Source organism: Streptomyces sp. NPDC047315 (assembly GCF_040643215.1).
Classification (GTDB): domain Bacteria; phylum Actinomycetota; class Actinomycetes; order Streptomycetales; family Streptomycetaceae; genus Streptomyces.
In genome coordinates this window covers 33,987-52,514 of sequence record NZ_JBEYTZ010000043.1, presented here as the reverse complement: position 1 = coordinate 52,514, position 18,528 = coordinate 33,987, and the positions used below count along the sequence as shown (strand labels likewise).

16 protein-coding genes and 1 pseudogene are annotated in these 18,528 nt (G+C 71.3%); 6 read left to right on the top strand and 11 right to left on the bottom strand.

The window, feature by feature from the left end:
* Window positions 1-259: 259 nt before the first annotated feature.
* A complete protein-coding gene (locus ABZ842_RS34330; protein WP_361546078.1) occupies window positions 260-1,348 on the top strand; it encodes an enolase C-terminal domain-like protein in 1,089 nt (362 codons plus the stop codon).
* Window positions 1,349-1,410: 62 nt separating this feature from the next.
* Here ABZ842_RS34330 and ABZ842_RS34325 read toward each other — a convergent pair whose 3' ends face one another.
* The 4 genes from ABZ842_RS34325 to ABZ842_RS34310 all read right to left on the bottom strand — a co-directional run bounded on the left by ABZ842_RS34325 (window position 1,411) and on the right by ABZ842_RS34310 (window position 5,914).
* Entirely contained in the window at window positions 1,411-1,842 is a 432-nt protein-coding gene (locus tag ABZ842_RS34325; RefSeq protein ID WP_361546075.1) for an Rrf2 family transcriptional regulator, read from the bottom strand.
* Between the two features lie 96 nt (window positions 1,843-1,938).
* Entirely contained in the window at window positions 1,939-2,901 is a 963-nt protein-coding gene (locus ABZ842_RS34320; RefSeq protein WP_361546072.1) for an AsnC family transcriptional regulator, read from the bottom strand.
* 195 nt (window positions 2,902-3,096) lie between these two features.
* Complete coding sequence (locus ABZ842_RS34315; RefSeq protein ID WP_361546108.1) at window positions 3,097-4,581, bottom strand: MFS transporter; 1,485 nt, start codon at window positions 4,579-4,581, stop codon at window positions 3,097-3,099.
* 346 nt (window positions 4,582-4,927) lie between these two features.
* Window positions 4,928-5,914 (bottom strand): AsnC family transcriptional regulator, encoded by a 987-nt coding sequence (locus ABZ842_RS34310; RefSeq protein ID WP_361546069.1) that lies wholly within the window; start codon window positions 5,912-5,914, stop codon window positions 4,928-4,930.
* Window positions 5,915-6,160: 246 nt separating this feature from the next.
* Between ABZ842_RS34310 and ABZ842_RS34305 the strand changes: the two genes are divergently transcribed.
* Entirely contained in the window at window positions 6,161-6,562 is a 402-nt protein-coding gene (locus ABZ842_RS34305; protein WP_361546066.1) for a Rid family hydrolase, read from the top strand.
* An 82-nt stretch (window positions 6,563-6,644) separates the two neighbouring features.
* Here ABZ842_RS34305 and ABZ842_RS34300 read toward each other — a convergent pair whose 3' ends face one another.
* Window positions 6,645-7,424, bottom strand: a complete 780-nt coding sequence (locus tag ABZ842_RS34300; RefSeq protein ID WP_361546063.1) for an alpha/beta fold hydrolase — start codon at window positions 7,422-7,424, stop codon at window positions 6,645-6,647.
* A gap of 264 nt (window positions 7,425-7,688) precedes the next feature.
* Window positions 7,689-8,537, bottom strand: coding sequence for an NAD(P)H-binding protein (locus ABZ842_RS34295; protein ID WP_361546060.1), 849 nt, complete (start codon window positions 8,535-8,537; stop codon window positions 7,689-7,691).
* A gap of 81 nt (window positions 8,538-8,618) precedes the next feature.
* Here ABZ842_RS34295 and ABZ842_RS34290 point away from each other — a divergent pair, with 81 nt between their 5' ends.
* Window positions 8,619-9,575, top strand: a complete 957-nt coding sequence (locus tag ABZ842_RS34290) for an AraC family transcriptional regulator (protein WP_361546057.1) — start codon at window positions 8,619-8,621, stop codon at window positions 9,573-9,575.
* Between the two features lie 10 nt (window positions 9,576-9,585).
* On the opposite strand, the pseudogene ABZ842_RS34285 reads toward ABZ842_RS34290, so the two are convergent.
* Window positions 9,586-10,365, bottom strand: a pseudogene (locus tag ABZ842_RS34285) (PP2C family protein-serine/threonine phosphatase); the annotation flags it as partial.
* A 196-nt stretch (window positions 10,366-10,561) separates the two neighbouring features.
* On the opposite strand from ABZ842_RS34285, the gene ABZ842_RS34280 reads away from it, so the two are divergent.
* The 3 genes from ABZ842_RS34280 to ABZ842_RS34270 all read left to right on the top strand — a co-directional run bounded on the left by ABZ842_RS34280 (window position 10,562) and on the right by ABZ842_RS34270 (window position 14,289).
* Window positions 10,562-12,124: an alpha/beta fold hydrolase gene (locus tag ABZ842_RS34280; RefSeq protein WP_361546054.1), complete on the top strand. Its 1,563-nt coding sequence runs from the start codon at window positions 10,562-10,564 to the stop codon at window positions 12,122-12,124.
* Between the two features lie 69 nt (window positions 12,125-12,193).
* Window positions 12,194-12,892: a response regulator transcription factor gene (locus tag ABZ842_RS34275; RefSeq protein ID WP_361546051.1), complete on the top strand. Its 699-nt coding sequence runs from the start codon at window positions 12,194-12,196 to the stop codon at window positions 12,890-12,892.
* Window positions 12,892-14,289 (top strand): HAMP domain-containing sensor histidine kinase, encoded by a 1,398-nt coding sequence (locus ABZ842_RS34270; protein ID WP_361546048.1) that lies wholly within the window; start codon window positions 12,892-12,894, stop codon window positions 14,287-14,289. The genes ABZ842_RS34275 and ABZ842_RS34270 overlap by 1 nt, the downstream gene beginning before the upstream one ends.
* On the opposite strand, the gene ABZ842_RS34265 is transcribed toward ABZ842_RS34270, so the two are convergent.
* The 4 genes from ABZ842_RS34265 to ABZ842_RS34250 form a co-directional block, all read right to left on the bottom strand.
* Window positions 14,252-14,716 (bottom strand): hypothetical protein, encoded by a 465-nt coding sequence (locus tag ABZ842_RS34265; RefSeq protein WP_361546045.1) that lies wholly within the window; start codon window positions 14,714-14,716, stop codon window positions 14,252-14,254. The two genes, ABZ842_RS34270 and ABZ842_RS34265, sit on opposite strands and share 38 nt — an antisense overlap.
* 412 nt (window positions 14,717-15,128) lie before the next feature.
* The gene (locus tag ABZ842_RS34260; RefSeq protein WP_361546042.1) at window positions 15,129-16,388 is read right to left on the bottom strand and encodes an alkyl sulfatase dimerization domain-containing protein; all 1,260 of its coding nucleotides are present in this window, start codon (window positions 16,386-16,388) and stop codon (window positions 15,129-15,131) included.
* Window positions 16,389-16,429: 41 nt separating this feature from the next.
* Complete coding sequence (locus tag ABZ842_RS34255) at window positions 16,430-17,305, bottom strand: alpha/beta hydrolase (RefSeq protein ID WP_361546039.1); 876 nt, start codon at window positions 17,303-17,305, stop codon at window positions 16,430-16,432.
* Complete coding sequence (locus ABZ842_RS34250; RefSeq protein ID WP_361546036.1) at window positions 17,302-18,516, bottom strand: alkyl sulfatase dimerization domain-containing protein; 1,215 nt, start codon at window positions 18,514-18,516, stop codon at window positions 17,302-17,304. The genes ABZ842_RS34255 and ABZ842_RS34250 overlap by 4 nt, the downstream gene beginning before the upstream one ends.
* Window positions 18,517-18,528: the final 12 nt, after the last annotated feature.

Below are 18,528 nucleotides of genomic sequence, written 5' to 3'. Positions count from 1 at the left end.
AAGGGTGCACGTCAAGCCTCTTCCGGTCGGTGCCGTTCCCGCACGGTCGCGAGTCCCGCAGACGATTCCCAGCAGGTCGTGTCCGAGCTGGAACACGAGCACGGCACGCTCTTCAGTGTCTCGAACGCTCGGGATTCGCCGAGCAGTTGGGAAGCCGACGGAAGGGACTGACCGGCCGCCCCCGATCGCCTACCACGGATGCTCTGAGCGCCACCGGACCCTTGTTGCGGTCCGGGCCGTAACCATAAAGGAGCCGTGCTTGAAGATCGCCTCGATCCATACGCGCGTCGTCCGGGTCCCCTATCGACGCCCCTTCGTCATCAGCAGCGGAACCAGTCCCGAACTGATCAGCGTCGTGGTCGAGATACGCACCGCGGAGGGCGTCACCGGCTTCGGTGAGGCGTCCCCGATGACCGCGTACACCGGTGAGACGCTCGCCGGCCTGGAGACCGCCCTCACCCAGCACGCCGCGCCCGCCCTCGTCGGCCGCGATCCACGCGATCTGGCCGGGGCGCACACCGCGATGGACGCGGCGATACGCGGCCAGCGCCTCGCGAAGGCCGCGCTCGACATCGCCCTGCACGACCTGGTGGCGCGGGCCGCGGGGTGGCCGCTGCATCTGCTGCTCGGCGGGGGTGTCCGTACCAGCGTGCCGACCGCCTGGGTCGTCGGCCTCGGCACGCTGGAGGAGATGGCCGCGGAGGCGGCCGACTACGCGGCCCGCGGCTTCACCCACATCAAGGTCAAGGGCGGGGAGGACTCCGAACTCGACGTCCGGCTGGTGCGGCTGGTCCGCGAGGCGGTGCCGGCGGCGGTCGAACTCTGCCTCGACGCCAATGAGGGCTACGTCCCGGGAACCGCCGCGCGCACGGTCGCCCGGCTCGCCGACGCGGGTCTCGACTTCGTCGAGCAGCCGCTGCCCCGCTGGGACTTGCGCGGCATGGCGGCCCTGCGGCGCGGGGGCGCGGTGCGGGTGATGGCCGACGAGAGCATGCAGTCGCTGCACGACGCGATGGAGATCGTGCGCCGGGGGGCGGCGGACGTCCTCAACATCAAGATCCTCAAGGTGGGAGGTCTGCACCGGGCCCGCCAGATCGCGGCGCTGGCGGAGGCCGCGGGGCTGGCGGTGAAGCTCGGCACGATGCCGGAACTGGGGGTGGCGACACTGGCGGCGGCCCACCTCACTGCGGCACTGCCGCATGCGACGGTGCCGGCGGATCTGGTGGGACCGCTGCTGGTGACCGAAGATCCGCTGGCCGGCGAGGTGTTCGCATCCGCGGCGCGCACGGGCCACGTGGACCTGCCGGCGACTGCCGGCCTGGGCCACGGCGTCGAGGCCCTCGCCTAGGGGGCTTCGACGACTCGTTCGGGCTCGCCCCTGGGTCATCCACCCGCGAAGGTGCAGGTGGATCAGGCGACTTCGAGCACGTCCCGCAGGACGTCCTCCAGTGTCGTTCTCGCCAGTTGCTTACGGAGAGTGGCTTCGATCCCGTCGTACACGGCGGTCATCGCCGGCCCGATGCCGTGACCCACGACGCACTCAGGGTCCGGCGCGGAACGGTGCAGGGCGAAGATCGGCCCCGCTTCGACCGCCTCGTAGACATCGAGGAGGGTGATGTCCACCAGGTCCCGCGAGAGCGTCCAGCCGGCTCCCGCGCCTCGTCGCGAGTCGACGAGTCCGACCTTGCGCAGCTCCCCCAGCAGGCGCCGGATCACCACCGGATTGGTGTTGACGCTCGTCGCGATCTGCTCGGAGGTGGCGACCTCGTGACCGCGGCGCTGATAGAGCCCGATCCACGTCAGCGCGTGCGCCGCGATGGTCAATCTGCTGTTGGCACTCACACCGCACCTCCCCGTCTCACCTCGTCCCATAGTAACAATAATTGTTACAACAAGATGCGGCGAGCTCACGGCCGTCCGCCCTGGCGTGCGGCGCTCTCAGCGGGCGGGGTCGTAGGTGAACTGCTTGACCTGACGCAACGTCAGTGCCGTCTCCACGGTGTGGACGCCCGGCAGCACGCCGATCCGTCCGCCGAGGTAGGCGTAGAGCTCGTCCGTGGTGCGGTGCAGCGTCGTGGCGACGAGGTTCGCCTGCCCGGTGACGGCTCCGGCGAACTGCACCTCGGGGTGGGTCGCCAGGGCGCTCCCACTGGCGGCGAGCGCTCCCGGCGACACCGTCAACCACAGTATGGCCGCCACCTCGCTGCCGAGGACCTGACGGTCGTACTGGACGGTGAAGTAGAGGACCCCGGTCGCGCGCAGCTGCTCCAACCGCTGCTTCACCACCGACTCGGAGAGCCCGGTGCTCGCCTGGAGTTCGGTGGAGGTGGCCCGCCCGTCGTGGTGCAGCACTGCCAGGAGGCGCTCGGCGGACTCGTCGAGTTCCACGGGGCCGCTCGCCGGGTCGACCGGTGGCAGCCGTAGCGCGGCCTCCTGCTCGGGGTCGAGGGCGTCGATCTTGTCGAGCCAGCCGTGGGGACCGCCGTAGAAGCGGTGCAGCAGGCACTGGGCGCTGACGGAGACCACCTGGGGGGTACGCTGCAGACGACCGAGCAGCAGTTCGTCCCGGTCCTGGGCGCTGCGCGGCTGCATCACGCACAGCACCTCGGTACCTCCCGAGAGCAGACCGACCCAGGCGGTGTCCGACCGTCGCGCCAGTGCCGTCGCCAAGTTCGCCGCCCCGTCCGAAGCGCAGCCCAGGCGCACCAGCCAGTTGGTGCGGCCGAGTCGGGTCTCGTCGGCGACGCCGACCACGCGAAGCCGTGTGGTGGCGCGCAACCGCCGGAAGCGCCGGGCCACTGTCTGGTCGGAGACGTCGAGCACCTGCGCGAGGCGGCTGAACGGCGCGCGGGCGTCCAGTTGCAGCGCTTGGAGCAGCTTCAGGTCGAGCGGATCCAACACGTGTGCTCCGCAGGGGTCACACCCGCGGGCAGCGGGACATGAGGACGGGCGGGCGGGGCGGGAGGCCGGGTGTCATCGTAGGCGGCCATCGTCGCTTGTCGGCGTACGGCACAGCGCCGAGCACGTCGGATGGCCCAGTCCGCGGCCGAGGAGGTGGTGGGAGGGCAGACGGTGGAACGGCGAAGGGAGGCGGCGTTAGCGGTGCCGCGCCCGGCGCGGCGAGCGCAGCAGGACGGTGCTCAGCAATGCGCCGACCAGCGCCAGGGAGGCGGAGACGAGCAGACAGAGGACCAGGCCGTCGAGGAAGGCGGCGGACAGGGCGCCGATCGCGCGGCCCTCGACTGGGCCCAGCCCCAGTTGGCCGACCGCGCCCAGGCCGTCGGCTGCCACGGCGCCCGTGATGCGCCGGGTCGTCTCGGGGTCGACACCGGCGTCGGCCAGGTGTCCTGGCAGTGTCCCCACGGCCCGGGTGGTCAGCAGCATGCCCATCAGCGCCGGGCCCAGGGCACCGCCGACCTGGCGGAAGGCGTTGTTCCCGGCCGCGGCCATGCCGGCCAGCCGTAGCGGTACGGAGCCGACCGCGGCGGTGGTCATCGGGGTGATGACCAGGCCCATGCCCAGGCCGAGCAGGCCGAGTCGCCAGGCCAACGAGGTGAAGGAGGTGGTGACGTCGACCGTGGTCAGGGACAGCAAGGCACCTGCCATGAGCACCAGGCCGGAGGTGATCAGGGCGTGGGCGGGAACTCGGCGCATCACCGGGGCCACGAGCACCGCGGCCACCAGACAGACGAGCGTCACCATGAGCATCCGGTACGCGGTGTCGAGGGTGTCGAGCTGCTGCACCATGCCGAAGTAGAGGCTGAGGACGAAGAAGAACCCGATCAGCCCCAGGAAGGTGATCATGGCGATCAGCGCGGTGGCGCTGAACGCCGCACTGCGGAAGAGCTCCGGGGCGAGCATCGGGCTCGCGCTGCGCCGTTCTATCAGCACGAGGGCGAAGAGGGACACCGCGCTCAGCACCAGGGCGAACACCACGCGCGTCTGCGAGAAGGAACTCGCACCGCCCTCGATGACGCCGTACACCAGGGCGGTGACGGCCGCGGCGGCGGCGACCTGGCCGGGCCAGTCCAGTCGACGCGTGCCGGGTGCCTTCGAGTCGCTCACCAGCGGCACGGACACCGCGAGGGCGAGCAGGGCCATGGGCACGGCGGGCAGGAATATCCAGCGCCAGGACGCAACTTCGAGGATCACCCCTGCCACCAGCGGACCTGCGGCCAGCGCGGCCATCAGCGAGGCGGCCCACACGCCGACGATCCTGCCGCGCTCCACCGGGTCCGGTACGGCCTGACTGATCAGCGCCAGGGTGCTCGGCAGCAAGGCAGCAGCACCTACCCCGGACAGCGCCTGCCCCGTCAGAAGCACCGGCACTGAGTCCGCGGACAGGGCCACCACCGCTCCCGCGGTCGCGAAGACCAGGCCCGCCTGGAACACCTTCTTGCGGCCGTGGACGTCCCCGATGACCCCGGCGGTCAGGATCAGCGCCGCCATCGGCAGCACGAATGCCGCCGAGACCCAGGAGAGCTGGGAGGTCGTCGCGTCGAGCGCCCGTTGGATCGCCGGCAGGCTCACGGAGACGGCGGTCACCGGCAGGTAGGCGACGAACACGCCGACGCAGGCCATGACGAGCGTGGCCACCCGCCCCTCCAGTGCTCCGTTCGGCGCCGCCTCGACAGTACTCACGTCAATCTTCCTCGCTGCTGTGTGACGGGATCGGACGGCCTCCACCTTCCGGCCGTCCCGTGCCCGGGCCCAACCAGGACCCGCGAGAATCACGGAAACCGACGTCCGCACGCTGTTTCCGGGCAACTTCCGACACGGGCGTGACAGGGCTGTGGGGTGGACGACCGCAGTGCGTCCGGATACGGATCAGGGCAGGGGCCGGGGGTCGTCGACCGGTCGCCGGGAACCGGATCGACGCGGGCGACGGGACGGCCCGCGCCGCCCGCTCGACGCCTCCGCGCCAGCGCTAGTCGGCGAGCACGAGACGTCCGTGGGAGATGAGGGAGGACGACCGCTTGAGACTGCGCGATCGAAGGCTGATGCCGTGACGGTGAATCCCCGGGATCCTCGCCAGACGGGTCGTCAGATATCGGTAGAGGTCCTCGGTGTCCCGGCAGATGACGATGGCCATCACGTTGTTGTCGCCCGTGATCGCCCCGGCGAAGGCGACCTGCGCGTGGGAGGCGATCTCCTCCCCCACTTGTTGGAGGAACTCGGGGGCGACGCTGAGCCAGAGCGTGGCGGTGACGTGGAAGCCGAGGCGCTCGGGCATCAGCTCTACGTCGTAGAAGAGGGTGCCGGACTCCTCCAGGACCTCCAGGCGTCGGGCCACGCGGGGTTTGGACCAGCCGGTGAGCTGGGCGAGGCGGGTATAGCTGGTGCGACCGTCGCCGGCCAGCGCCGTCAGCAGTGCGGAGTCGTCCTCGCTCGGGACGATCGGCGCGCCGGCCGTGTGCGGCGCCCTTCCGGCGGTCAGCATCCGCACCTGGTCCTCACCCAACTCGCCGCCGTGCCCGGTCCAACTGGCGCCGCACCCACCGAAGGTGTGCAGCATCATGTCGACCCGGACGTCGAGGACCGCGGCGGAGCTGTGGATCTGGTCCAACAGGAACGGATTGCGTCCGGAGTCCAGGGGGGAACGGATCGCGCAGACGATCTCGGCTCCCCCCGTGGAGAGATGGGCGTAGGCGACCTCCGGCTGCCGGACCAGCGATTGGGCGAGGGCGACGACGCGGTCGGGTCGGCACCGGATGCGGGCAACCCATTGGGCCTGACCGTCCATGGCCGGATTCACCAGCCCGACCACGTTCATCGCACCGGAACGCCGCAGAGCGTGGAAGCGGCGTGCGGCCGTCTGCTCGGACACGCCGACGGCCTCGCCGATGCGATTGAACGCGGCCCGCGGAGCCCGCTGCAGCGCGTGGAGGATGTTGACGTCAATACGGTCGAGCATGGCGGAAATCAGCACTTCCTGAGGCTCGCCAAGTGGGTTTTTCCGGGTACTGCGGGTTCCACTTGGAGATATCGCCTCTCATCTCTGATTCTTACACGGACGTCGGACGGAACGACGAAAAGGTGAACGCTCACGATGGCGAAATTCTTCCCCCGCTCCGACGTGGCGCGCCGTGCGAATGCCGCTGTGGACGACGCGCTGTCGCCACACTGCCCACACAGCGGAACGACGAATCGAGGAGCAGGGATGAGTCCTACGGAGATCGGCCCACGCGTCGTGGGCGGAAAGCTGATGTACAACCATGCGGTTCGGGTCGACGGAACGCAGAGCCTGCTTTTCGTCGCGGGCCACGAGGCGCGCGACGACGACGGAGCCGTCGCCCACGAGGGCGACATGGCCGGCCAGATCAGGCTCACGCTCCACAGGCTCGGCGGGACCGTCGCCGAAGCGGGGATGACGATGGCGGATGTGGTGCAGATCCGCGTCTTCACCACCGATCTGGTCGAGTGCAAGGCGCAGTACGGGGTCCTCATGGACGAACTCGCGGCGGTCCGCTGCCGCCCGGCCAGCCTTCTTGCCGAGGTCAGCGCCCTGTCCGACCCCGCCATGCTCATCGAGATCGAAGCCCTCGCCGCACGGGGAACCTGACGTCACGGACGAAGTCGCCCGGCTCGCGACCGAGAGGGGGAGTGTCTCGGTCGCGAGCCGGGCCGTCCTGGCAGCGGGGCTCCTACCAGGTCTTGTGGGTGAGCCAGGAGTGGATGCGGTGCGCCGTCTCGCGCCAGCGGGGCTCCAGGGCCACGTTGTGCGAACGGCCGTGCAGGAACAGGTAGTCGGAGCCGAAGTACGCGGCGCTCCGGCGGACGTCCTCCGCCTGCACGACCACGTCGTGTTCGGCCGCGACGAGCAGGGACGGCCCACCCAGACGCGTACGGTCGACGCTCACCAGCGCGTTCACCCCCTCCTTGATCGCCCTCGGCGACTCGTGCGAGAAGAGGGCGTAGTAGCGGCGGGCGTCCTCCTCGGACGTACCGCCCAGGTAGAGGTCCCACGCCTGCTCGAAGGGCCCCGGCCCCACCGGGGTCGCCGGGTCCACGTCCACATCGACGTCCAAACCGACTTCCGCGCAGATGGCGGGGGTGATGTGGACCTGTGCGGCCACGGGATGGTCCTCGGCGTACTTCTGCGCGACGATCGCGCCCATGCTGTGGGTCACGAGCACCGGAGGCTGCCCGGCGAGGTCGACCACCGTCGTCAACTCCTCCACGGTGTCGACCAGGGACCGCTTCGCGAACTGGTCGTCCGGCAGGCCGCGGGACCCACGGTGGTTGAACCAACTGAAGGCGTAGCAGTCCCGGCCCTGCGCGGCGAAATACGGCAGGAAGTTCTCCCACACCCAACTGCCGTGGCCCGCACCGTGAACAAGAACGATGGGAGGAGCGGAAGAGAAGGCTCCTGGTGCCGCATGTTCGATGAAGACGCCGTCTACGGTCCTCTGCGCGATTTTCATCGCAGCCACCTCCTCGCAGGTTGCCCTGGCTGTAGCGAAATGACATGCCGTCTATTGTCGTGATGCGACCCTTGGGGGGGGTCGATTAACAGCCTAACCGGCCATGGCGAGGTTCCCACTGAAGGCTTCCGACGTGCGGAGGATTGTAGATTCACGACCCACCGTCATCACCGTTTTGGTGAACTCCCGCTCGATCTGTGGAGGATTTCACCCGTGGCTGCCGCGAAATCGAATGCCGCCGCCCGGCGCCGTGAGCGCGCTGCCCTACGCCGCACCGTCCGCCCAGGCGCGCCGGGCGTACTCCGTGAAGTCGCGCGGTTCCCGGCCGAGGACGTCGCGCACGGTCGTGGTCGTGCTCGCGTTGTGGCCGTCGAGGAGCGCGGCGAACAGGTACGCCGTCCACTGCGCGACGTCCTGCGGAACGCCGTGCTCGGTCAGCAGCGCCCGGTACTCGTCGGCCGACACCGGCACGTAGCGGACCTCCCGCCCGGACGCCCGGGAGATCTCGGCCGCCACGTCCGCGAAGGTGAGCAGTCGCGGCCCGGTGACCTCGTAGGTCCGGCTCTCGGTCCCCTCCTCGGTGAGCGCGGCGACCAGGACGTCCGCGACGTCGTCCAGGTCGACGAAGGGCTCCGGGGTGTCCCCGGCCGGGAAGACGATCTCGCCCTGGTCCACGCCCCTGGCCATCTCGCCCTCGTTGAAGTTCTGGGCGAACCAGGACGAGCGCACCACGGTCAGCGGAACGCCCGCATCCCGCAATGCCGCCTCCGAGGTCTCCGACCCCGGCTCGCCGCGCCCCGACAGCAGGACGAGCCGCTCCACGCCCGCCTCGGCAGCCGCGCGGCCGAAGGCGCGCATGGCGTCCGCGGCGCCGGCCGACGCCAGATCGGGGTAGTAGCTGACGAAGACGCGGTTCACTCCCCTGAGGGCGGTCGTCCATGTCTCGGGCGCCTGCCAGTCGAAGACGGTCTCACCGCGACGGGAGCCCTCCCGCACCGTGACGCCCCGGTCGGCGAGCCTTCGAGCAACCCGCCGCCCGTTCTTCCCGGTGGCCGACGTCACCAGGTAGGTGCGTGCAGCTTCTGTACCATATGTCTGCTTTTCATAGCTCATGTACCTAATTTTATGTCGAAATGTAAGACTCTCAACGCCTGTAGCGCTCAATTGCATGCGCATTCGTCCAAGGAGGAGCGCGTGGATGTTCTTGCCGGGTTGCTGGACGGCCCTCGGGCCCGTGGTGCGTGTCTGCTCCGGATGGTGATGGAACCGCCCTGGTCCGTCCTCGTCCAGGAGGGTGCCTCGCTGTCCCTGATGTGCATGACGCGCGGTGAGGCGTGGGTCGTGCCCGAGGCGGGAGAGCCCGTGCTGTTGCGTCCGGGCGACGCGGCCGTGACCCGGGGGCCCACCCGCTACACGCTCGCCGACAGCCGTACGACCGAGCCCCGGACGTTCATCGCGCACGACGGCAGCAGCCGTACCCTGCGCGGCGATCCGCTGACCGAGACGCGTCCCATGGGCGTACGGACATGGGGGAACGACCCCGACGGCTCAGCGGTGATGCAGGTGGGCACCTACCGCATGGAGGGCGAGGTGAGCAGACCGTTGTTGGACGCCCTGCCGCCCCTGCTCCACCTGCCGGCCGACGCGTGGAACTGGCCCCTCCTGCCGGTGCTGGACGAGGAGATCGCCCGCGACGGGGCGGGCCAGGACGCGGTGCTCGACCGCGCCCTCGACCTCGTTCTGGTGTCGGCGCTCCGCGCCTGGTTCTCCCGGCCCGAGGCGAGCGCCCCGGCCTGGTACCGCGCCATGGGGGACCCCGTCGTGGGACGGGCGCTGCGGCTGGTGCGGGACGATCCGGCCCACCCCTGGACCGTGGCGTCGCTCGCCGCGAAGTGCGGGGTCTCCCGTGCGGGCCTGGCGCGCCGCTTCCACGACCTGGTCGGCGAGCCGCCCATGACGTATCTGACCCGTCACCGACTCGACCTCGCCGCGGACCTCCTGCGCGAGCCGGGCGCCACGTTGGACTCCATCGCCCGCAAGGTCGGCTACAGCCGCTCGTCCGCGCTGAGCAACGCCTTCCAACGGGTGCGCGGCATCAGCCCGCAGGCACACCGCGGGAGGATCTCGACCGCGGCTTCACCGGACTTCTGACCAGCCATCACTACGGCTGCCAGATCCTCGATCCGCCGGTGCCTACCGAAGCGTGCGGGTGGTCGACTTGAGCGGGTACGTGTGAGCGACGGACGGTGAGGACGGCGACGTCGTCCTGCCGACCCTTCCTACCCGCGAACGCGCGGGCGTCGTCACACAGGGCCAGCGGCAGCTCCGCCGGGTCGAGGTACGCACGGCGCGCGAGGCCGTCCTCGACGGGGTAGAAGCTGTCGTCCGCCGCCCGCGCCTCCGACAGCCCGTCGGTGCTCAACAACAGCGTCGCACCGACAGGAAAGGTGAACGAGTCGACGGCCATGGGCTCGTCCGTGAGTTCGTCGAGCCCGAGGGGGGCGCGGGTGCTGAGCGGCGGCGTCGTCACGGAGCCGCCGTACAACAGGTAGGCAGGCACGTGTCCGCAGTTGATCGCCTGCGCCTCCTCGTGCGCGTCGATGCCGAGGACGAGCGCGGTCACGAAACGCCCCTCGCCACCCGTTCGTTCCGTACGGGCGTTGTACCAGGCGACGGAGGCGTCCAGGAAGTCCACGACCGCGGTGAGGGCGGGTTCCCGATGGGCCGCGGCCCGGAAGGCACCGACCACGGCGAGTGCGGCACCGACGGCGGCCAGCCCCTTGCCCTGCACGTCACCGATCAGCACACGGGTGCCCCACGGGGACTCGACGACGTCGTAGATGTCGCCTCCCACGAGCTCGTCCTCGTGCTTGGGCTCGTACCCGCCGTCGACCAGCACATCGACCGTGTGCAGCGGAAGCGGGTGCAGGATCTCCCGCTGCGCAGGCGAGTTCCACCGAGCGGAGCGGGGTCGGTGCTGCCAGCGTCCTTCCGATTCTTACGTGGCTCTGTCATCGCTCTGTCGTCGCCGTGAAACGCGCCAGGCAATGTCGTTCCCGCAGATGAGGGACGACCTCGCCGCTGACGGAAGCACAGCGACGAACGGCCTTCGCCGAAAGCGGGCACAGGGAGTGCACATGACGTACAGGAACAAGCGGAGGGCGCGGCGGGCGGGACTGGCCATCGCCGTCACGGCGCTGCTGGCAACCGCCGCCTCCACCTCGCCCGTGGGCGGACCGACGGCTTCGGCGGCCCCCTCCGTGCCTCGGGTCGCGACCGCCCCGCCGTGGTGCCCCACCGTCCCCGGGCACCAGGTCGACTGCGGCACGCTGGACCGTCCGCTGGCCGAGGGCAGGTCCGCGCTCGGGACGGTCAAGGTGAGCTACGCGGTCGTACGGCACAGCGCACCCGGCGCCGCCAAGGGCACCGTGGCCGTCAACACCGGAGGTCCCGGCCAGGTCGTCATCGAACGGGCCCCGATCTTCGGCCACGCCCTCGGTGACCTGTTGAAGGAGCACGACCTCCTCCTCGTCGATCCGCGCGGCACCGGTCACTCCGAGCGGATCCCCTGCGGGGTGACCGACGCCGAGTACCGCTTCGGCACCCGCACCCAGCAGCGCGACGCCGTGAAACGGTGTGCCGCGAACCTCGGGCCCAGGGCCGCCGCGTACACCAGCGCGGCCACCGCCGACGACATCGACGCCGCCCGCGCCCGCCTGGGAGTGCTCCAACTCTCCCTGTACGGACTGTCGTACGGCACGTACCTGATGCCCGTCTACGCGTCCCGGCACCCCGAGCGGGTCCGCTCGATCGTGCAGTCCGGCGCCTACCCCCTCGCCTTCGATCCGCTGGGACGCCCCCAGGCCCAGGCCGTCTCCACGACCCTGCGCCGGGTGTGCGAGCGCAGCGCCCCGGCCGCCTGCGACGGGAAGCAGGCGATACGGGACCTCACGACCGCCGCCGCGCGGCTGGGGACCCAGCCGATGGCCGTCCCGGTCGCCACCGAACACGGCACGTACTCCGTACGGTTCACCGAGGGCAAGCTCGCCAACCTGCTGTACGAAGCGGCAAGCCGCGAGGTCGGGGCGGCACCGGACCGGCCCTCGCTGCTGGGACGGCTGCCCGCGGCACTGAACCGGTTCGCCAACGGCGACGTGTCGGCGCTGCGCACGCTGGTCCAGGAGGAGGGCGCGTCCGGCAGCGAGGAAGACCAGGCCCCGTACATCGGTGTCGTGTGCAACGACTACCGCAAGCCCTGGTCGACGGAGGCACCGGTGTCCGTGCGGTGGCGACAGTACCGGGCCGCGCTCGCGGGCGTGGACCACGGTGAGCACGGCGCGTTCAGCGCCGAGGGCTTCAACGAGGGTCCCACGGACGGCGGGGACGTCTGCATCGGCTGGCCGCGTGAGAACACCGCGCCCGAGCCGCAGCCCACGCACCCGCAACTGCCCGACGTCCCGGTCCTCGTGCTCTCCGGCGACCTCGATGCCAACACCCCCGACGCGAACGGGGTCCGGGCCGCACGGCAGTTCCGCGACGGCAGGTTCTTCTCGGTGCCCAACACCGGTCACGTCCCGGAGTGGGAGCCGACCGGCTGCGTCACCGGCGTCTCCACTCGCTTCCTTCGCACCGGCGACCCCGGCGACACGTCCTGCCTGCGCGGCCTGGCGCCGATCACCGTCGAGGCTGTGCGCACGTGACCGTGGAACACCGCGCGGGCAACCGGCCGGACGAGCGGGCCGGCGCCCACCACCGGCCAAGATGATCACATGAGAGACCAAACGGAGCACCCCCGCACCGTGCTCGTCGCCGAGGACGACCCCGGAGTGCGCAGCACCCTGGACCAGTTGCTGCGCTTCGAGGGCTACGAGGTGCTGCTGGCCGCCGACGGACTGGAGGCCCTGGGCCTCCTCGAACGGGAGCGGCCGGACGTGGCGGTGCTGGATGTGGTCATGCCGAACCTGGACGGTCTGGGTCTGTGCAGGATGCTGCGCAGACGCGGCGACCGTCTGCCCGTACTGGTCCTCACAGCACGGCACGAGGTGGGCGACCGGGTGGCCGGACTGGACGCAGGGGCCGACGACTACCTCGCCAAGCCGTTCGCCACGGAGGAACTCCTCGCGCGGATACGGGCGCTGCTGCGCCGCAACGAGCCGGCCGGGGCCGGCGGAGCGCTGGCGGTCGCGGACCTCACCCTGGACCCCGACGCACGCCTGGCGTTCCGCGGACCGCGCCGACTCGACCTCACCAAGACCGAGTTCGACGTGCTGGAACTCCTCCTCTGCCATCCCGGCGTGGTCCTCACCCGGTCCCAGATGTACGAGAGCATCTGGGGCTACGACTTCGACACCACCTCCCGTTCCCTGGACGTCTACATCGGCTACCTCCGCCAGAAGACCGAACAGGGCGGCGAGCCCCGGCTGATCCACACCGTGCGCAGCGTCGGCTACACCGTGCGGGTCGGCTGATGGCGCGCTCCCCCGGTGTGCGGCCCGGCGTCACGCTCCGCAGCAAGGTCACCGCAGTCGTCGTCGCGGCCTCCGCGCTCGCCATGGCCCTCGCCGCCGTCATGTCGTACCGAGGCGTCAGCGACCTCGTCGACGACGAGCTCGAACGCGGCCTGGAGGACCGCATGCACACGGTCCACACCCTGGTCGCCGCCGGCCTGACACCGCCGCCCCGACAGGGCATGGCGGACCAGGTCCTGTCCGACCGGGGAACGGTGCGCCGCCTCAGCCCTTCCGGCCCGCGCATCCCGGTCTCGGCATCGGCCCTGGGGGTGGCCCGGACGGGGCAGGGCGGACACCTGGAGGACGTCGTCATCGACGGAACCGACTACGGCGTCCTCACCCGGCCGCTGCCCGGCGGGGACGCGGTCATGGTGGCGCAGAGCTACGAGGGCGCCGCCCGCGTCGACGACGCGTTCCTGTGGCGCGTCACCGGCACGACCGCCGCCGCCCTCGCCCTGTCCGCCCTGCTGAGCTGGTTCGTTCTGGGCCGGATCCTGCGGCCGGTCCGCAACCTCGCTCGTACCACCGCGCGCATCACGGCCACCCGGGACCTCTCCACCGACCTCCCTCCGGCCGGCTCCGACGAGGTGGGCGAGCTCACCCGGAGCTTCGCCTCCATGCTCACGGCGCTGCGCCGCTCCCGGGACCAGCAGCACAGGCTCGTCCAGGACGCCAGCCACGAACTGCGCACCCCGCTCACCTCGGTGCGCGGCAGCGCCGAACTCCTGCAACGGGGCCGCGGCAGGCTCGCCCCCGAAGACGAGGAACAGATCCTGACCACCCTGGTCACCGAGACGGCCGCACTCGACGACCTGGTGCGCGAACTCGTCGAGCTGGCCACCGACCGGTACACCGACGAGGCCCCGGTCACCGTCGATCTGGCCGTCCTCGCCGAGGACGCCGCGCACCGCCACCGCGCCCGCACCGGCCGCACCATCACCGTCACCGCCGAAGAACCCCTTCCGGTACGGGCCAGGCCCCGGGCGCTCCAGCGCTGCATCGACAACCTCCTCAGCAACGCGGTGAAGTTCAGCCCGCGGGACACCCCGGTCGCCCTGCACGTCGAAGGCTGTCGACTGTCCGTACGCGACCGGGGCCCCGGCATCGAACCGGCCGACCGCGACGCCGTCTTCGACCGCTTCTACCGGGGCTCGCGCACCCAGGCCACCCCGGGGTCCGGGCTCGGCCTGGCCATCGTGCACGACAGCGTCACGGCCGACGGGGGCACGGTGTTCGCGACGGACGCCGACGACGACGGCGGCGCCGAGGTCGGTTTCGTCCTCCCGCCATCCGGACCCGGCCCGCACACACCGACCGTCAGACGGCCGCTTCGGAGAGGGAGCCGAACGGAATGAGGACGTCCGCAGGCCCCGTCGGGGAGCCGCGTCCGCACCTCGGGCGGCGCGGGCCCAAGGACACCGAGGACATGGTGTCGGCCCGTTCCCGGGGATGACCGCACCCCGGAGCGGAGGCTCGTGTCGGTACGGCGTCCGTCGTGCACATAGGTCCGTCCCTACGGGACCGGCCCGCCTGGCGCATGCCGCTCGCGCTGGAGATGCCTTGGGGAATGTTGGCCAGGGAGAAGCCGGCGATCAGGACGACCGGCGCCCCCGAGCCGCCTGTGGCAGCGACGGTGAGGCCGATCGCGATGGATTCGGGGATGCCGTCGATCAGTGCTCCGACCGCGATCGCGGTGCCGCTTCCGGGCGCCTGCTCTTCGGTGGGTTGTGCCACGGAGGAGCCGCAGCGCTTGCGGTCGGCGGCCTCGCGTTGCTCGAGCACCCGGTTGAAGGTCCGGTGGGCGAAGGTCCGGTGGGCTGGTCATCGTTCTTGTCGGCCTCGGGTGCTCCCGCCGTCGGTGGCCCGCTCCTTGGCGATGGCCGAGATCACCGCTGCCGGATCGGCGCCTCACTCAACGAAGCCCGCCCCGACGGCTTCCAAGGTGGCGGAGCGGACGGGTACACCGACTATCCACCACTGGGCGGAAAGCCGAAGCCGCGCGGTACTCGGCCTCGCCCATCAGATGGCGGCGGGTGTCCACCGGGCCGGGTGCCACCGCGTTCACCCGCAGCGGTGCCAGCTCGATGGCCGGGGACTTCACCCGACCGCGCGACCGGCTCCCCGTAGCGCCGGCACCGCAGGTCGCCCTCCACGCACAGCATCACTGCCATCGACCCGGCCGGGCGGACCGTGCTCACAACGCGGGCTCCCCCGTCTCCGCGGGCCCGGACCGCCGGGCCGCGTTGGCGTAGATGCTCTGGGAGATGTAGCTGGTGGTCTGCTCGGCGAGGGCGGCGCAGAGTTGGCGCTTGAGGGTGCGGGCGGCGGTGTGGTGGGGGTCGTCGCCCGGGGCGAGGGCGAGGAGGTCGACGACGTGGAGCGCTTCCTGGGTGCGGCCTTCGTCATGGAGCCGGGCGGCGTGGTCGAGGACGGCTTGTTTGTCGGTGATGGCGTCGGCGATCGCGGTCGCCGACGCGTCCGGATGGGCGGGGTGCAGGGCAGTGGGGTTCCGCTCCTCCCACCAACCGTTCTCCGAGCGGTAGATGTCGCGGACCAGGTAGTCCCGGTGGCCGTACGTCTCCTTCAGCCACGGCTTGTCGAACATGCCGTCCGGGTAGTCGACGTCGTGCAGGATCGCGCCCACGGTCATTCCGCGGTTCATCCGCGCCACGACCTCCCGGCGCAGCCACCGCAGCACGGCCGCCGGTTCCCTCAGCCAGGCGTCGACCGCCTCCCGTCCCCGCGCGATCGGCCCGAACTCCGGCACCAGGACCTGTGCGCCCAGGGCCGCCAACCGGTCGAGGGTGTCGGCCCAGCGGACCGGGTCGCGCAGGGTCCGCAGCGGGGTGCCCACGTTCGGGATCGCGTCGATCACGGCCGCTCCGCCGTACAGCACCCTCTCCTCCGGCAGCCAGACGGCCGTCGCGTCGTCGGTCTCCGAGGGCGCCCAGAGCAGCTGCACCGTGCGGTCCGGTCCTGCGTGGACGGTGTACGAACCGGTGTAGGTGAGGTCCGGGTACGTCAGCGGGAGCCGCTCCAGCATCGGGACGGCACCCCGGAACTGGAGGGCGTTGATGTGGTTCTGGAGGCCGGTGGTCTCCTCGTAGCGGCGGTAGCGGCGGACCAGGTTCTCGTGGGCGACGATCATCGGACGCGGGTGGCCGAGCTGCTTCGCCTCCTTCAGCCAGAGCCCGACACCGTAGTTGTAGCCGAGGTGGCCGTGGCTGTAGACGATCCACCGGACCGGAGCGCCGGTCCGGGCCCGTAGGGTGCGCTGCATCTCCTGGACCATGGGACGCGTCGCGCCCGCGTCGACCAGGAGCAGCCCGCCGGGGGTCTCCACGACGAGGGAGCGCCCCGCGCCGCCGATGGTGTACACGCCGGGGGCGACGTCCTCCACCTCGATGTCATGGGCGAGGGGGATGTCGGTGTCGGTTGCCTTGGTGGCCTTCACAGCGGCTACTCCTCAACAGAGCGCGATACGGGAACGGGGTTTCAGGCGAGGTGGGCCAGGAGTTCCGGCAGCACCCGGTCGGTTTCCAGCTCGGGCAGCCAGTGGCCGGCGCCGGAGAGTTCGGTGAAGCGGTACGGGCCTTCGACATGCCGTGCCGTGGACTCGGCGGCGTCCCGGCCGAGCGCCGGGTCCAGCTCGCCCCAGATGTAGAGGGTGGGCAGTGTGACCGGGCCCGGGTCCAGGAGGAGGCTCGCCGACCGGTACCAGGTGAGGCCGCCGGTCAGCGCGGCGCCGTCGTTCGCCGCCAGCCGCCGGACGGCGGGCGCGGCCCGATCGGCGCCCAGGTCCTCGTACACCCCGTACAGGCCGGCCGCCCCGTTCTTCAGCAGCCCCTGCTCGGCCCGCTGCCCGGGGCTGCGGAAGTAGCCGATGTAGCGGGAGCGTTCCCGCTGGTCGCTCTTGGGATCGGCGAGGGCCGCGGCGAAGGCCGACGGATGCGGGGTGGAGAGCAGGGTGAGGGTGCGCAGCCGGTCCGGCGCGGAGCCCGCCGCCTGCCAGGCGAGCCCGCCGCCCCAGTCGTGGCCGACGAGGTGGAACGGCCGGCCGTGGAAGACGTCCGCCCCGACTGCGAGGGCGTCCGAAACCAGCTCCTCGGTGGCGTAGGCGGACGGTTCGGAGGGGCGGGCGCCGTCCGCGTAGCCGCGCTGGTCGAAGGCGGCGGCGCGGTATCCGGCTGCCGCGAGACCGTCCATCAGCGGCAGCCAGCAGTCGGCGAACTGGGGGAAGCCGTGCAGCAGCAGTACGGGCGGGCCGTCGACCGGTCCGGCGGCCAGACCGGTGAACTCCAGCCCGCGGACCGCGGAAACGAAGGGGGACGGCTTCATCGGGGACTCCTCGGGCTTGCGGTGGTACGTCACTCGCCCTCCGCCGCCGCCAGGTAGATGCTCTGGGAGACGTAGCTGGGGTTGCGGGTGGCGAGGGCGGCGCAGAGTTGGCGCTTGAGGGTGGCGGCGGCGGTGTGGTGGGGGTCGTCGCCCGGGGCGAGGGCGAGGAGGTCGACGACGTGGAGCGCTTCCTGGGTGCGGCCTTCGTCATGGAGCCGGGCGGCGTGGTCGAGGACGGCTTGTTTGTCGGTGATGGCGTCGGCGATCGCGGTCGCCGACGCGTCCGGATGGGCGGGGTGCAGGGCAGTGGGGTTCCGCTCCTCCCACCAGCCGTTCTCCGAGCGGTAGATGTCGCGGACGAGATAGTCCCGGTGGCCGTACGTCTCCCGCATCCACCAGGGCGAGAACATGTCGTCGGGGTAGTCGACGTCGTGGAGGATCGCGCCCACGGTCATCCCGCGGTTCATCCGCTCCACCACCTCCCGGCGCAGCCATCGCAGGGCCTGCGCCGCCCCGCCCAGCCAGCCGCGGATCAGCTCCGGGTCGCGGGTGGTGCGGCCGAACTCCGGTACGACGACCTCGGGGCCGAGCGCCAGCAGCCGGTCGAGGGTGTCGGCCCAGCGGACCGGGTCGCGCAGGGTCCGCAGCGGGGTGCCCACGTTCGGCAGGGCGGCGATCAGGGCGGCGCTGCCGTACAGCACCTTCTCCTCCGGGAGCCAGACGGCCGTCGTGTCGTCGGTCTCCGAGGGCGCCCAGAGCAGCTGCACCGCGCGCCCGGAGCCGGCGTGCACCGTGTACGAGTCGGAGTAGGTGAGGTCGGGGAACGTCAGCGGGGGCAGGTCGTCGAACGTCATGTCCGCGCCGCCGCGGAACTGGAGGGTGTTGAAGTGGTTCTGGAGCCCGGCCGTCTCCTGGTAGCGGCGGTAGCGGCGGACCAGGTTGTCCTGGGCGACGATCACCGGGCGGGGTTCGCCGGCCTCAGCGGCGGCGTCCAGCCAGCGCCGGGCGCCGTAGTTGTAGCCGAGGTGGCCGTGGCTGTAGACGATCCACCGCACCGGCGCGTCCGTCACCTCCCGCAGCGCGGCCCGCATCCGGGCCGCCATCTCGGGGGTCGCGCCGGTGTCGACCAGCAGCACTCCGCCGTCGGTCTCCACGGCGAGGGACCGGCCCTGGCCGCCGATGACGTGGACTCCGGACGCGACGGTCTCCAGCTTGGTTTCCAGATACAGGGGTGCGGTGGGCACGGGTGACTCCTC